This is a genomic window from Thermogemmata fonticola (genome assembly GCF_013694095.1).
Lineage (GTDB): Bacteria > Planctomycetota > Planctomycetia > Gemmatales > Gemmataceae > Thermogemmata > Thermogemmata fonticola.
This window is the reverse complement of record NZ_JACEFB010000006.1, coordinates 1-14,014: the sequence shown is the minus strand read 5'-3', so window position 1 is coordinate 14,014 and position 14,014 is coordinate 1. Positions and strand designations below refer to the sequence as shown.

13 protein-coding genes and 1 tRNA gene are annotated in these 14,014 nt (G+C 56.4%); 7 read left to right on the top strand and 7 right to left on the bottom strand.

Features of this window, described 5'->3' with window-relative positions; all coding sequences use genetic code 11:
• Positions 1 to 66: 66 nt before the first annotated feature.
• The gene (locus tag H0921_RS09610) at positions 67 to 1,116 is read left to right on the top strand and encodes a peptidylprolyl isomerase (protein WP_194537862.1); all 1,050 of its coding nucleotides are present in this window, start codon (positions 67 to 69) and stop codon (positions 1,114 to 1,116) included.
• A 269-nt stretch (positions 1,117 to 1,385) separates the two neighbouring features.
• Here the strand turns inward: H0921_RS09610 and H0921_RS09605 are convergent, their stop codons facing one another.
• Positions 1,386 to 2,135, bottom strand: coding sequence for a pyridoxine 5'-phosphate synthase (locus tag H0921_RS09605; protein ID WP_194537861.1), 750 nt, complete (start codon positions 2,133 to 2,135; stop codon positions 1,386 to 1,388).
• Between the two features lie 70 nt (positions 2,136 to 2,205).
• A complete protein-coding gene (locus tag H0921_RS09600; protein WP_194537860.1) occupies positions 2,206 to 2,823 on the bottom strand; it encodes a hypothetical protein in 618 nt (205 codons plus the stop codon).
• Between the two features lie 450 nt (positions 2,824 to 3,273).
• Between H0921_RS09600 and H0921_RS09595 the strand changes: the two genes are divergently transcribed.
• The gene (locus H0921_RS09595) at positions 3,274 to 3,576 is read left to right on the top strand and encodes a putative signal transducing protein (protein ID WP_194537859.1); all 303 of its coding nucleotides are present in this window, start codon (positions 3,274 to 3,276) and stop codon (positions 3,574 to 3,576) included.
• Positions 3,577 to 3,713: 137 nt separating this feature from the next.
• Here H0921_RS09595 and gatB read toward each other — a convergent pair whose 3' ends face one another.
• Positions 3,714 to 5,237, bottom strand: coding sequence for an Asp-tRNA(Asn)/Glu-tRNA(Gln) amidotransferase subunit GatB (gene gatB, locus H0921_RS09590; RefSeq protein WP_228499370.1), 1,524 nt, complete (start codon positions 5,235 to 5,237; stop codon positions 3,714 to 3,716).
• A gap of 337 nt (positions 5,238 to 5,574) precedes the next feature.
• On the opposite strand from gatB, the gene H0921_RS09585 reads away from it, so the two are divergent.
• Positions 5,575 to 6,900 (top strand): hypothetical protein, encoded by a 1,326-nt coding sequence (locus H0921_RS09585; protein WP_194537858.1) that lies wholly within the window; start codon positions 5,575 to 5,577, stop codon positions 6,898 to 6,900.
• A 152-nt stretch (positions 6,901 to 7,052) separates the two neighbouring features.
• Here H0921_RS09585 and H0921_RS09580 read toward each other — a convergent pair whose 3' ends face one another.
• Positions 7,053 to 7,970, bottom strand: coding sequence for a sugar phosphate isomerase/epimerase family protein (locus H0921_RS09580; protein ID WP_194537857.1), 918 nt, complete (start codon positions 7,968 to 7,970; stop codon positions 7,053 to 7,055).
• A gap of 265 nt (positions 7,971 to 8,235) precedes the next feature.
• Between H0921_RS09580 and H0921_RS18205 the strand changes: the two genes are divergently transcribed.
• Positions 8,236 to 9,111, top strand: a complete 876-nt coding sequence (locus H0921_RS18205) for a BON domain-containing protein (RefSeq protein WP_194537856.1) — start codon at positions 8,236 to 8,238, stop codon at positions 9,109 to 9,111.
• A gap of 89 nt (positions 9,112 to 9,200) precedes the next feature.
• On the opposite strand, the gene H0921_RS09570 is transcribed toward H0921_RS18205, so the two are convergent.
• The gene (locus tag H0921_RS09570; RefSeq protein ID WP_194537855.1) at positions 9,201 to 9,620 is read right to left on the bottom strand and encodes a 2Fe-2S iron-sulfur cluster-binding protein; all 420 of its coding nucleotides are present in this window, start codon (positions 9,618 to 9,620) and stop codon (positions 9,201 to 9,203) included.
• Positions 9,621 to 10,136: 516 nt separating this feature from the next.
• Between H0921_RS09570 and H0921_RS09565 the strand changes: the two genes are divergently transcribed.
• The 3 genes from H0921_RS09565 to H0921_RS09555 all read left to right on the top strand — a co-directional run bounded on the left by H0921_RS09565 (position 10,137) and on the right by H0921_RS09555 (position 11,539).
• A complete protein-coding gene (locus H0921_RS09565) occupies positions 10,137 to 10,637 on the top strand; it encodes a hypothetical protein (protein WP_194537854.1) in 501 nt (166 codons plus the stop codon).
• Complete coding sequence (locus H0921_RS09560; RefSeq protein ID WP_194537853.1) at positions 10,634 to 11,173, top strand: hypothetical protein; 540 nt, start codon at positions 10,634 to 10,636, stop codon at positions 11,171 to 11,173. Before H0921_RS09565 ends, H0921_RS09560 begins: the two co-directional genes overlap by 4 nt.
• A gap of 291 nt (positions 11,174 to 11,464) precedes the next feature.
• Positions 11,465 to 11,539: transfer RNA gene (locus H0921_RS09555), tRNA-Pro, on the top strand.
• A 261-nt stretch (positions 11,540 to 11,800) separates the two neighbouring features.
• On the opposite strand, the gene H0921_RS09550 is transcribed toward H0921_RS09555, so the two are convergent.
• Entirely contained in the window at positions 11,801 to 13,000 is a 1,200-nt protein-coding gene (locus H0921_RS09550) for an anhydro-N-acetylmuramic acid kinase (protein ID WP_194537852.1), read from the bottom strand.
• An 82-nt stretch (positions 13,001 to 13,082) separates the two neighbouring features.
• Positions 13,083 to 13,880: a gamma-glutamyl-gamma-aminobutyrate hydrolase family protein gene (locus H0921_RS09545; RefSeq protein WP_194537851.1), complete on the bottom strand. Its 798-nt coding sequence runs from the start codon at positions 13,878 to 13,880 to the stop codon at positions 13,083 to 13,085.
• Between the last annotated feature and the right edge of the window lie 134 nt (positions 13,881 to 14,014).

Sequence of the window (14,014 nt, the reverse complement as noted above, 5' to 3'; positions counted from 1 at the left end):
GCAGGGTACCGATATACGCCCTTACCGACCCGCCTCAAGCTGTACGATAAAGGGAGGTGTTCCTCCATGCTCTGGCCCAACCTTTTCTTCCCTTCCTTGCTTTTCTTCCCTTCCTTGGCTGCTTTCTGCTTTGGCCTTCTCCCCAAGGGCGTGTCCGCGGCCACCCGCAGCGATGTCGCTGACCCTCCTCCGGTAAATCTGGCTCCCGCCCACCCAGACCCGACCACCTCCTCCCCGTCATCTTCCTCTGCCGCTGAGGAAACCGTGGCATATGTCAACGGGGCACCGATTCCCCGCACCGCTTTGGAAGCGGCTTTGGCGGCGGCGGTCCGCCAACTCCCCTTGACAAACCGGGACCGCGATGCACTCCGCACCGCTATCCTCAATGACCTGATTGATGATAAGCTGCTGGAACAATTCTTAGACCGGCACAACATCCCCGTGGAGCCGCAAGTGATTGCAACACAAAAGGACTTGCTCATCCAACGCTTGCGGCGCGAACAGCGAACCCTGGCCGACTACTGCCGCGAGATAGGTACCACGGAAGAATACCTACAAAACCTATGGTCGCTCCACAGCCGTTGGCAACGCTACGTCCAGCGGGAAGCGACCGATGATCGTCTCCGAGTGTTTTATCACACGCACAAGGAGCGATTCGAACGTACAACTGCCCATGCCAGTCACATTCTCTTGCGGATTGATCCTCACGCCAGTGCAGGAGAACGCCAACGCCTCAAGAAGCGATTGGAATTATTGCGGGAACAAATTATGTCGCAGCGCCTCGACTTTGCCTCAGCGGCCCGGCGGTATTCCCACTGCCCAAGCGCTTCTTCCGGCGGAGATTTAGGCACCTGGAGCCGGCACGCAATACCCCACGATGAACGCTGGCTTCAACACGCTTTTACACTCCCCGTGAGGACACTCAGCCCTGTGATCGAGTCGGAGTTGGGTTTCCACTTGTTTTACGTCCATGAACGTACCTACCGTCCCGCTCCTCCTTTGGAGGAATGCCTGCCCGAAGTTCTGGAAGCCTTCGCCGAGCATCTCCGGGAACAAACACTCCAGCAACTCCGCCGGAACGCTCAGATCACGTATTCCAAGCCCAAATCCCCTTGAACTCTACCCCGCTGCTTTCTGAATTCAAACCTCTGCTCTGGTCATCCTCAACATGTTACACTTCCTCTCTTGGGATACTTTGTTTGGGTATCAGTTTTGTTGCGATCCAGATACCGCGGGACTCATATCTCGGTGAGGCGGAACGTTGAAGAAAAGCTTCATGTCCCCCGCTGTGGTCAGCGCAACGTTGGCGTCACGACTCCCAGCGGAATAGCGATTGCTTCATTGCAGTCCAGTAAACCTTACAGGAGGAATGGAAAAAGAACCTCCTACATTATCGCTTGACGATAGCGTAGAAGAATGTCTTTCATTTCCCGAACAGCCCGTTCCATGCCTACAAGAACAGCGCGGGAGACGATGCTATGTCCGATGTTCAATTCCTCCACTTCTGGAATTTGCACAATCGGGATGACGTTGCTATAGTTGAGGCCATGACCCATGTGGACGTGCAGTCCTTGTTCCGCCGCGCGATGCGCTGCCTGGCGCAGCTTCTCCAGCTCGGCGATTTGAGCATTGGCAGTCCTCGCTTCCGAATAGCTGGCAGTTTGCAACTCGACGGCCTCGGCTCCCACCCGGCAGGCTGCCTCGATCTGCGCGGGTTCCGGATCAATAAAGAGCGAGACCGAGATACCCGTTTCCTTGAGACGATCCACTACAGCACGAACCGCTGATTCATGAGCGATCACATCCAGACCGCCCTCAGTCGTCAATTCTTGCCGACGTTCCGGGACCAAGGTGGCTTCATCTGGGCGGACTTTCAAGGCAATCGCTACGATCTCATCGGCTACGGACATTTCCAGATTCAGGCGTGTGGTCACGATCTCTCGCAGCACAAAGAGATCGCGGTCCTGAATATGACGGCGGTCCTCACGGAGGTGAACTGTAATGCCATCCGCGCCCCCTAAGGTGGCCAGAATGGCAGCCGCTACCGGGTCGGGTTCCTTTGCCCGCCGGGCTTGACGCACCGTGGCCACGTGATCAATGTTGACACCCAATCGTACATTACTGGTCGTGTGCATCACCTCTCGTCCCACGTGTGCTTGTTCCTAACGACTCCGTGTTCGTTCCCCGTATCATGCGGCATGGAACCTACAAGGGGCGATTGTACCAGCGGCTCATATAGTCCCGCACGCGGCGGTAACGGATCAGTTCCAGTTTGATGAGTTTGTAGGCAATCAGAGTGGCGATGACGATTAACAGGCGTTCCAGGATGGGACTGACAAAAGGCACGGTAAACCAAACAGCGAAGAAGAAGTAGTCAAATACGATAAGTCCCACGAGGGCCAACAGCCCCAATTGCGTCAGGCGGCTCATGCGGTAGTGGGGATCAAAGTACATGGCCAATACTAGACGAAGATCCGCCAGAGATTGCAGCCAACTCCAGAGGCGATGGGAGGAAGCGGTGGTATCAGGGGGGATGTTCCCTGCCTCAGCTTGGGATTGAGAAGTTTGCATTGGCAAGATCGTTCCCTCCGGCGGAGGCTCCGGGGGAAGGGGAACCACAGAGGAAGGCGGCGGGGGAGTCAGGATTAGACCATCTTCGGCGCTGCGGGGTTGATGGCGGCGTTCCGCGGCCAAAGCCTTGAGACGACTCAACACCTTTTGCACCACAGCTTCTTCCTCGACCACCACCGTTTGTCGGGCCAGAGCTTCTTCTAGCCGGCTCACACGTTGTTCCAGTTCCTGCCAGACCGTCATCGCATCCATGGGAACTCCTGCCCCTTTTCCTGGACTCCCCTCACCTCCTAAATCCGTGAGCGACTTACTTCCGCCTCTGTAAGCTGAATGATCAACCGATCGGCTGCAAAATTCTATCAGCTTGAATCCGTTCCGCCACCTATATGATAAGTATTCTACTCCTCTGATGAGTTATTCGCAGTTGTGGGGCGTTGTTATAGAAAATCCGCCGCAATCATCCCCATCCTAAGTAAACGGTGCGTAATGCTCAGGAAAAGGTCAGTTGCCGCGGGAAATCGTGCTGCTAGCCTAAACCGGAAGTGATAAAGTAGTCAGTAAAGGTGGACTGAGGGAGCGATTGTTGCCTTGAAAATATGGAACGCCCAGGGGTAGAGCAGGAGGCGTTTTGGCGGCTCTCAGGCGACCTCCTGCAACGGATACTGGAACAAGACCCTTTTTGGAATTCCAGGAGTGTAGCTCATGCCGGTAGAAGAGCATCCGGAGGATATTGTTCGGGTTTACTCCGGCCCTTACGTCACGGCGGAGATTTACCAGCAGATTCTGCAGGAGGCAGGCATTCCAGCACGGGTTGTCGGCGAAGAATTGTTGGCCAGTTTTGGTTCGGCAATTCCGGATGTGGTCGAACTATGGGTCCAACGGAAGGATGCCGAGAAAGCCCAGGCAGCCATTAAACTTTACGAGGAACAGCGCGAGGAGCGTGCTTCCCGACATACCGATTTCCCCAAGCCCAAGGACGATCCTTTGCCGCGTCCTCCTCAGTAATTCAATTCCAGGGAAGAACATCGTTTCCGTGCGAGGACGGACTCTTTCGCAGGGTCTACGGGATGTGCAGATCACGTTCATCAGGGAAGACTGGGCATATTGGCAGTTACTTTTGGGAACAGCGGCGGTAAAAGCCTTCAACTCTGCATCAAGGCTTCATCCACAAGACGTCGAACCAGATCATTGGGCGCCCCTTTATTCGCCTTCATGACGGCACCGACGATAGCCATCTTGGCCGCTTCTTTCCCCTTTTTGAAGTCGCTGACAGCCTTGGGATTGGCAGCAATGGCTTGTTGCACGGCGTCCCGTAAGGCCGCTTCATCCCATTCTTTGATCCCGGCTCGCCGCTTGGCTTCGGCCACATCGACTCCGTCGCGCAGCATGATGGCGAAAACATCTCGGCGATCCTGGGAATTGCCAGGCGCCTGGCGGAGAAAGTTCGCAAATGCCTCGGGACCGATGGGAAAGGTTGTGATCTCTTCCTTGCGTTCCGTCAATGCTGGATAAATCAAGTCACTCATCCGGTTGGCTACCAAACGAGCATCGCCCAATATAGCGGCCGCTTTCTCAAAGTAGGCGACCATCGCCCGCCCCTTGGCGGTGAGAACCTGGGCATCATAAGCCGTCAGGCCATATTGGCTAACCAAGCGTTGGCGTTGCTGCTGGGGCAATTCCCCCATCTCGGCGCGGACCTCCTCCAGCCAGCGATCAGAAACAATGACGGGCACCAGGTCCGGTTCGGGAAAGTAACGGTAATCGGCCGCCTCTTCCTTGTGTCGTTGCACAACGGTGACACCGCGAGCATCGTCCCATCCCGCTGTCGTTTTGAGAAGCTTGCCGAGGCGATAGTGTTGGGGCTGGCGCTGATACTCCTCGAATTGGCGGCGTCCTTCGTAAGCCAAGGCCCGGCCCACTGCCCGGAAACTGTTGAGATTTTTGATCTCCACGATCGGAGTCGCCACATAGCCTCCCGGTTCTTCCTCCGCCGGAATATGGACGTTGACGTTGGCATCGCACCGCAGCGATCCCTCTTGCATCTCGCAATCCGAGACACCGATTTCCCGCAGGAGCAAGCGGATTTCCTCCAAGAAAGCGATTGCTTCCTCTGGGGAGTTCATGTGGGGATGGGTAACGATCTCCAGGAGGGGGGTACCGGCCCGATTGAGGTCCACGAGGGAGTCCCCGCCCCGTCCCGTTTCATCGTGGAGGTTTTTGCCAGCATCTTCTTCGAGATGCACCCGGATGATGCCGATGCGTTTAGGAACGTAGTCCTTCTTAGGATCGGCTGCCACATTGATTTCCAGCCAGCCGTCGTGACTGAAGGGCAGGTCGTACTGACTGATCTGGTAATTCTTAGGCAGATCGGGGTAATAGTAGTTTTTGCGATCCCATTTGGTAAAGCCAGGGGGATGATGGGGATGGCGAGCGATGGTGCAGTTGAGCGCCAGAGCAGCCCGCAGAGCCAAGCGGAAGGCCTGCTCATTCATCACCGGCAAAGCCCCCGGCAGACCCAAACATACCGGGCAAGTCGCGGAGTTGGGAGGTAGTCCAAACTGATTACGGCAACCGCAAAAGAGTTTGGTACGCGTCAGCAGTTGGACGTGAACTTCCAGACCCACCACAAGGCGGTAAGGCACAGTCATCGAGGCTGGAGCGGTCATGGCCACCTGAGTCTCTCCCAGCAGGTGCAGGAATCGGATGTCCAGGTGTGGTGCATTGTAGGAAGGCCGGCAGCCGCCGGAAGCGGTGGTATAGTGGCTATCCCTGCGGCCGGCTGGTTTTCCCGCGGAATGGGAATCGGCTGGTTTCCCCGCGGAATGAGTATCCTGGCAGGTTCACCGCGTTTAGCACAGGGAAGGAAAACGGCCGAACACCTCGGCTCGCCGCTGTTACCCGGTGGTGTGTACAATCGACCGCGGACTCTCTTTAGGACCGCAGAGCACAATCGTGATCGTGGGACAGGTTGCGAACGATGAATAGTCGAGGGCGCCCCCATCTATGGGTATCACGCTGACCTTGCAAGGGATGGTCTGCCGGAAAAACCGAGCACCGTTAGCCTTGGAAGCCGTGCGGGAATGGCTGACACGGGTTGCGGTCTGGTTTGAAGAGGTGGGGGACGTGGTCTTGGATGCCCAATTGGGCCGCGATGCAGAGGAACGACCAATCCTGCGCGTATTTGTCCATCCAGCCGCTGAGCCGATCGAGGTGCGCTTGGACACCGAGGGGCGGGTGCGTGCCTCAGCTATCACCACACCTGCCGGACCGGGCTATCACATTTGGTTGTGCCGGCTCTTGCGAACCATGTCCCAGGAATTCTCCTTTTCCTGGGTTCTGGATGATTGCCGGGATGACACCGGTTATTTCCTGCGCCAGGATCGTCAGGCTGCCGAGTCGGCATTCCTTGAATGGTTGGCGCGGGAATGCCAAAACCGGCCTCACAGCCCAGGACTTCGCGGAGACTGCGAGTACACCTATCCCGCTGAGGTTCTCACGCCGCTCGGACCACGCGACCGACACTGGCGGGAGTGCATCACTCAGAATCCCGGAGCAGGCACGGACTTTTTTCCTTGGTGGGACGTAGACATCCACGCCAACTTTTATCGGAATCGGGCCTTGGTCAATTTGTGGTGCCATTATCCGTGGCGCCCGCCTCTGACGGAAAGCGAAGGAGAAAAGACTGATCAGATTGCCGCTGATCTGGCCACCGCTTTCCAACTGGACCCTGCGGCAGAATTGCCCTGGGTGGAATGGCTAGAAGTCCTACAGCACATTCATCAGGACGCTGCCGATGAGCATTTCTGTGTCACACCGGATGATCGGGACCTGAGCATCCAACTGTGGAGGCGGGCCGGCCCTGTACCCAACCTGCGCCAGCCGCCGTTAGGGTACCGTCGATATCCGGTCTGGGTGCGTCTGGACGGCGGATGGCGTGTGCAAATCCCCGGTGACTTTCTCTGGGAATGGGACGAGGAGCGAAATTGGACGGCTTGGAATCGTCACCGTGCCATTTGGTTCCGCCGTCTCGGTTTCCACAGCGGCAATGGCAAGGTGCGCAGCCCCCAGGAACTACTCAACTTCGGGCGGCAAACCCTCTTGGGCGAAGGGGAAGAAATCCAGGGTGAACCCGCCTGCGGACCCGATCGCCTCGCCGTCTTTGGACAGGTCGAAGAAGATGGACGTACCCTTTGGCGGCTCATGGGGGTGGCGGTAGCCGATGAACAGCTTGTCCTGTGCAATATCTACATGCAGGACAGCTCGGACCTTTCCTGGGCTAAAGACATTTGGTGCAGCCTTCACCATCAAAATCCGCGCGAAAGCCGGTGAATCAGCCATCATCTTCGGGCAGATAGACTGAACCAACACCGGAGACACAACCTGCGGGAAAGGACCACCTGAAGATTACTCTTTCTAGACCCTAGATATCGGACTACAGACCCCGTGAGAAAGGCTCTCTCCAAAATCAGGGTCATTCCCTGCTATCCGAAAAAGGAGAGGAGGAACCTTCGGCTTTGCCGCAGAGCGCGCTTGCGATCCTCCAGTGAAGTTTCGTAAGCTCGGTCTTCCACTTCGATACAAACAGGCCCCCGATACCCCACATCGGTCAAAGCAGCAAAGAAAGGCCCCCATTCCACGCTACCCAGACCAGGCAGTTTGGGGACGTGCCACTTGTAACCATAGATGCCCACCTCGTAGAGCTGATCCCGGTCGATCCGTTCATCTTTAGCGTGGACGTGGACGATGCGGGGGCCAAACTCTCGGATTGCTCGTACAGTGTCGATGCCCTGCCAGACCAGATGGGAAGGATCAAAGTTCAAGCCGACGACACCCGGCGCCAGGGAGTCGAAGAAGGCGAACAGTTGCCGCCAAATGGCTGGAGTCGAGGCGACGTTCCAGCCGCCGGGCCATTGATCGTCGCTAAAGAGCATCGGACAGTGCTCGATGCCGATCCGCACGCCGGCTTTCTGAGCCTCCGCTACAATCGGCGGCCAGACCTCCTGTACCAATCGCAGATTCTCGCTGACGGTCTTGTGGGGGTCCCGTCCGATGAATGTATTGACCACCCGGACTCCCACCTGGGGAGCCGCCTGGATGACCTTGCGCAAATGGTCCACCACCCGGCGCCGCTGTTCCACGTCGGGATCGAGAGGGTTGGGGTAATACCCCAGCCCGGAGATCTGTACTCCGTGAATCCGAACCAAATCGCGGACGTGGCTGGCCAAATCCTCCCGGAACTGGGTAACATCCAAATGGGTCACCCCCGCGTAGCGCCGCTCCGCCTTACCTACCGGCCAGCACATCAACTCGACACAATCGAACCCCTCCTCCGCCGCAAATGCTAGCACTTCTTCCAAGGACAAATCTGGCAGGATCGCCGAGACGAAACCCAATTGCATGGTGGGTCCCCCTGAAGTGTTAATCCCTTACTCCGTCCCCGACCTAATTCCCCCCTGCTAGGCTAAAAATCTTCACTCCTCTAGCCAGTCCCCCCTGTGATCGGTTGTGTTCTCTCATCAATTTTTCCAAAGAAGTTCCCTGGACTACCTCCTTCCGAGCGTCGATACTGACGATAGGAATACGAATGCCAGCATTTCCCAACCACCCAGGGTGGGTACCTGCAAGTGTAGTCCGGCTCGTCCTAGAGATCAGGGGAACATGGTCATGGACCAGATTGCACGATTAGCCTTGGTGGGGATACTGATCGCTCTATTGGGTGGGAAAGCGGCTGCCCAACAAACGGGAGGGAGCGGTACAGGAGGCTTAGGCGGCCTAGGAGCAGGGACAGGAACAGGGGGAACAGGTGGCGGGACAGGGCTAGGCACAGGAGGATTGGGAGGCGGTGGTGGCTTGGGTACCGGCAGCGGCAGCAGTTTTCAACTCCAGCAAATCATGCAGGCTCCTACTATTGCCCCTCCGACCACAACCACGACTGCTGGCTCAGGAGTGAGCAGCAGTAATTTCCTGGCACCGTATTTCAGTAATGTGCTCTACCAAGGCTCCGCCCAAAACAATCGCTCTTCGGGTGGTAACACGGGAGCACCCGGCGGCTTTGGACAACCGACCTTCGGCACCAATGGCGGCATGGGAGGGGGAAGCATTGGCTTTGCAGGAAGCGCAGGCAGCAGCCGCGGCGGCAGTGTTGGGAGCAGCCGGGGAGGGACCATGGGAGGCGGCCGAGGAGGCAGTATAGGAATAGGAGGCAGTTTTGGTGCTGGAGGCGCGACCAACTTGCAGAGTGGGGTGGTTATCCCTCACCAGACCGGAAACAGCTACATGATGGTCGCCCGTTTCCCAGCTCAGACAACACCAGCCCCGCAACTCCAGCAGCAAATCCAAACTCTCTTGCAGCGCAGTACCAACATCTCCAATCCTGGAAGCATCCAGGCCACTGTCTCCGGAAATACGGTGATTCTGCGGGGGTCGGCCGCAGACGAGGAAGAAGCCCGCCGCATCGCAAACATGATCAGCCTGACCCCCGGAGTTCGAGAGGTGCGGAATGAGTTGGTGTATCCCAAACTTCCCGTACTGGATCGTTGATTTCCTGGGCTCTGCTAACTAACTTCCTCGGCGTAGCCGACAGAAAAGCCGTCCGATCCAGGGGACATGAGACAAGGGGGAAACCCGTCTTAGTGGCCTTCTTTGACTAGATTACGGTTCCATTTCGGGATAACCACCACGACATCACTGCTGCCATCGGGAACACATTGGCAACTCAGGCGAGACTCCGGTGTCACCGCGGGCGCCTCATCCAACATATCCTCCTCATCCTCCGTCGGCGGCGGGCAGGATTCCAAACCTTGGGTTACATAGACATGACAGGTTGAACAAGCACACACCCCACCGCAGGAGTGGTTGATCTCCACCCCCGCTTCTTCCGCTATGGCTAGCAAGCTCCCATCCTGGCCAATTTTGCCAAACGGAAACGTCTCAGGATCCATGCGATACGTCGTGGTCTTGCCCGTTTCTTCATCGATAAACGTCACCGTGTAGGGTCGTGTGGGCCGTTTCAACGGAACCTTGCGAATATATGGGTTGACTCCAGCCATGTTGGGTCCTCGAACTTTGGTTTCCAGGGTGATCTCTCTGCACCATTATAGTTACCCAGAGCCAAACTCTTCGGGGGGTCACAAAAATACCAGCTCCCGACTGTGCCAAACCAGCTACGATCTCAATAGGCTCCAAGATTATTTGCAGTTCCTTCTTTCAAGCCTTGACCGTGACTTGCCCGCCGCATGCTCCATAACGAGAACATTACCTCCTTACGTTGGGAGGCTAGGTTGGCCTTTGCCTTGCAGCAATCGTCCTAATCCGCTATGGTGGCCGGCGAATGACTCGGGTGAGCGTGAACTTCCGCTAGTTTCAACAGCACCCGACCGCCCACTGAAAAGGTTTTTGACAAGGTGTGGCGACTCCTCGGTGAGAATCAACACTCCTGGAACCATTCCTGGTACGTCGTGAGCTTGAGAAACGGAGGCCAAACCGTGCGACACGGAAAGTCATGGATGTCCTGGGTTAGTTGGATACGCGTGTTGGGGATCATGAGCTTGGGGGGAGTGTTCGCATTGGGAGAACTCGGCATTCCACGTTTGGCGGCTCAGATCCCAGAGTTTCTCCCCTTTGCTTCTGGAACAGGGCGTTACAAAACGATATTTCCCGGCCCTGTGAAAACCGAGGAAGTAGAAATTCCCGGAAATGGCAAAACGGGGGACAAGATCAAAGTGGTGATTGACTCTGTCGAATTGCGCGGGGGAACTTTGTTCCTGGTCAGTTATGCAGATGCACCACCGGAAGTCGCTCAACAGCCAACTGCGAGCCGAATGGACAAAGTACGCGACGCCGTCAAAGGACCACGGGGTAAAATACTGGAGGAAAAAGAATTGACGATCGGATACGAAAAATATCCTGCAAGGGACCTGCTCATTGAAACGCCGGAGGGATTTTTGCGCCACCGGATTGTCATTGCCGGAGCGCGTTTGTATCAAATATCGGTTCGAGGAAGCCGGGAGGTAGTGACTTCTCCCTCCGCAGACCATTTTATTCAAGCCTTTGAGGTTACCCGATGATCAACCTGTTGTGCCTGCTAACGTGGTTCACCGCACTGGTTATCGGCATGAACCACCACGCAATGGACTCTCTGGCCCACCCTGTCCGCCTTTTGGAAAAGTCTTATCGCTTCTCGACCCCCGACGGGAAAGGGACTGTGCAGTTTCCCGATAAGCCCAAGGAGTCCAAACGTACTCTCCGCATCGGGGGGAACTCGGTCACATTACGGCTCGCCACTTACGCCACTGTAGAGGGGGATATTTTCCTCTTTGGGTATGCCGATTTACCGACTCAACCCCCAGATGCGAACGCCATTCTTCAGGGAGTGTTCGAAGGATTAGTACGCGACAACCCCATGATCCAACTGAAAAATCTTGTCTTCGGGGAGCAAAAACTGCCGGGTCAAGAAATCACGTGGCACACGGACGACAGACAAATGGTCTGCCGTTACATCCTGTGCAAACAACGCTTGTACCAAATCATGGTGCTTGGCTCACCCCAATTTGTCACAAGCAATACAGCTCGCGCATTCCTCGACTCGCTGTTGATTAAGTGACTGCCGCCAATTGTGAAAACCATCCCCGCAGAGAAAACAACCCTAAGGAGTGGAACGAACTTGCCGGTGACCCTTGGGCACCTAGGCTCTGACCAAATCCCATCAGGACGGAAAGCATGGGGAGCGTTGGGGTCACTTTCCACCACCCATGCTCGTAGACCCACGGGGGATGTTCCCCTGAACTTCCCACATTCGCCCTTTATTTTTCCGCTCTTTTTCCTACAATAGCGGATAGGAAAGCTATGATGGAGGGATGGGAAAATATCACCGCCCCCATCGAAGCTAAGACAACGGGGTGTAGCTCAGCCTGGCTAGAGCGCGTGGTTTGGGACCACGAAGTCGCAGGTTCAAATCCTGTCACCCCGACTTGTCACTTGAAACTCAGGTGAAACTAAGTGCAGTGAAACCAAATGATATGATCCACTCCAGCTCTTTCGAGCGGATTCTTCATTTCACTTAAACACGATTCAACTCATATCGCTGTGTGGCACAGCGCTGTTTGCAATTTGTTTGTACCATCTTAGAAAATTGTTTATGAAGTTTCATGTGCATATAACTCATGGCGACGAGTATGATAGGAGACCCCCTATCGTGTGAGCATTACTTGCGGCCAGTATTGGTGGCAAGTCAGGCGGCACGGAGAAGCGCCAAGTCCTTGGTTTGTTCGGCAACCCAAGCACTCAATCGCGACCAATGTCGTGGATCGCCAGGACAAAAACTACCCAACCATCGTCCTCCTCGGGCGCCTGTGAGAAAGGGGAATTGACCGGCGACACCATCGCAAGTCAAGGTAGCGAGGATCGCAGCAGCAGCCGCCTGTCGGCCTAGTGGAGGAATCCCCGCCACATCGGTCCGCTGCAACCCAACGGGGAAGTGCTGGGCCAACAATTGCCAGAGGAAGCCATTGCGTACGCCACCGCCGCTGACGAGAAGGGGATGGGTCAAGGCATCCGCGGGCAACCATTGGCGGACGGCGTCGGCAACGGATCGAGCTATCCAGCACGTGGCGGTGCATAACAGGTCCGAGAGGGTGATTCTCAGCGACTGAGCTGCTGCGAATGCCGAGAGAAGAAAGGCTCGGCCAAAGGTCTCCGGAGGGATGGTCTTGGGAGGACGGCGTGAGAGGTAGGGGTGCTCATCCCAACGGGTCGACAAGGATTCATGATGATGCCCTTGCACTGCCCGTTTTCCACCATGGTCACAATACTCCCGTCCACGGGTGCCATGATATATCAGGCTATCCAGCCAATGGTTCCCTGGTCCTACTTCAAAGCCAAATAACTGTTTGAGACTGCCATGACCCGGAAGATACAGGAGGCTGGTCACGTGACCCACATGCAACAACACTCGCGGTAAGGGGAGGTGGCGGAACAGGAGAAAGTCTGCCAAAGCGGTCAGAAGCCGGCCGGAACCGCCGGCAGCCCGATCGCGTTGTGGCATACTATGCACCACACTACATCCTGTTTGTTCTGCCAGCCGTGCCGCCATTTCGGCCCAATCCAGCCAGGTGCTCCCAATAACTGGCTCTAACAGACCGCAAACAAAGAGGTCCCGAACTCCCACCCCGGCTTGAGTTAGTGTCTGACGCAGAGCTTGTACGGCCACCTCGGCCACACCAGTTCTTTCGCTATGACTCGCGGGCCTCCCATGGTCACGCACTTCCAGGCGACTGCAGATGCACCAATCCCGCAGAGACAAAGGAAACGGCACGCGGACGGACGCCAACAGCCGCGGCTGCAATTCCAAACCAATACCTTGGACTTGCAGGACAACGGCATCGACGCCTTCCCATCCAGAACTGATGCTGACTCCGACCACCAGGCGCATGACAGATCTGCCATTGTCAGGTCACAAGGCTGCCAGCACAAGCGGAGAGATCAGAATGAACCGGTTCCAACGGGAGGATGGCTCACGCCGCCACACTCAAAGCACTTCCGCTCCGAGCTGCCGCCTGCACGAAGCACTCGAAGATCTGCATGTCCAACGCGCTAGCGGTTTCATCCTCGGGATGCCACTGGACCCCGACACAGAACCAATTCGGGTCGGTAGACTCAATAGCTTCGACGACTCCATCCGGAGAACGAGCCGCCACCCGCATTCGCCGTCCGAGTTGATGGACCGCCTGGTGGTGCATGCTATTAACCCGCAATTCCGGCGTGCCATAAATGTCCTGCAAACGGGTATTCGGCTCAATCAAGACCATATGTCGGTGGGGTGCTCCCGTGTGGTCATAATGCGGCATGGCGCGGGGATTGTCGTGCGGGAGATGCAAAAACAATGTCCCACCGGCGAATACATTCAACTGTTGCATCCCTACTCCGATGCCCAAGACCGGCAGCTTCCGCTGGAATATCCACGCCAGCAAATAGCGATCGACCTCTTCCCGTCGCTCCGGCATCGGATGCACAGCAGCGGTCAGCGACTGGCCATTGCGCCGAGGGTCCATGTCCGCTCCACCGGTCAGTAACACACCAGAGAGGCGTTCCAACAAGCTATCCAGCTCTGACAAAGAATCCTTACGCAGCGGCGGAATCAACAGAGGCATACCACCAGCCGCCCAGATGGCATCCAAATACCCTAGATTCAGACGCAAATGCGGGGTCACGCCTCGCTCGGCGATCACATCCATATTGATGCCAATGACCGGGCGCGCTACGGAACGAACGGAAGGTGTGCTCTTGCTTTCTTTCGTGCGAACGGATGCCATGGGTCTCCCTCCTTGGAGTGTCTCACGACGAGGTTTCCTACCCCGCATCACAGACTATTGGGAGTGATTAGTGTAATGACCACCCTCCGCAGCCTGCAAGAGCAAAATCCCGATGGCTGTCCCTTGCGGTGGGG

Coding starts and splice junctions, on each gene's coding strand:
- H0921_RS09585 (WP_194537858.1), top strand. CDS start 5,575: ATGGGTATCACGCTGACCTTGCAAGGGATGGTCTGCCGGAAAAACCGA.
- H0921_RS09550 (WP_194537852.1), bottom strand. CDS start 13,000: ATGCGCCTGGTGGTCGGAGTCAGCATCAGTTCTGGATGGGAAGGCGTC.
- gatB (WP_228499370.1), bottom strand. CDS start 5,237: ATGACCGCTCCAGCCTCGATGACTGTGCCTTACCGCCTTGTGGTGGGT.
- H0921_RS09600 (WP_194537860.1), bottom strand. CDS start 2,823: ATGGATGCGATGACGGTCTGGCAGGAACTGGAACAACGTGTGAGCCGG.
- H0921_RS09580 (WP_194537857.1), bottom strand. CDS start 7,970: ATGCAATTGGGTTTCGTCTCGGCGATCCTGCCAGATTTGTCCTTGGAA.
- H0921_RS09605 (WP_194537861.1), bottom strand. CDS start 2,135: ATGCACACGACCAGTAATGTACGATTGGGTGTCAACATTGATCACGTG.
- H0921_RS09595 (WP_194537859.1), top strand. CDS start 3,274: ATGCCGGTAGAAGAGCATCCGGAGGATATTGTTCGGGTTTACTCCGGC.
- H0921_RS09570 (WP_194537855.1), bottom strand. CDS start 9,620: ATGGCTGGAGTCAACCCATATATTCGCAAGGTTCCGTTGAAACGGCCC.
- H0921_RS18205 (WP_194537856.1), top strand. CDS start 8,236: ATGGACCAGATTGCACGATTAGCCTTGGTGGGGATACTGATCGCTCTA.
- H0921_RS09560 (WP_194537853.1), top strand. CDS start 10,634: ATGATCAACCTGTTGTGCCTGCTAACGTGGTTCACCGCACTGGTTATC.
- H0921_RS09545 (WP_194537851.1), bottom strand. CDS start 13,880: ATGGCATCCGTTCGCACGAAAGAAAGCAAGAGCACACCTTCCGTTCGT.
- H0921_RS09610 (WP_194537862.1), top strand. CDS start 67: ATGCTCTGGCCCAACCTTTTCTTCCCTTCCTTGCTTTTCTTCCCTTCC.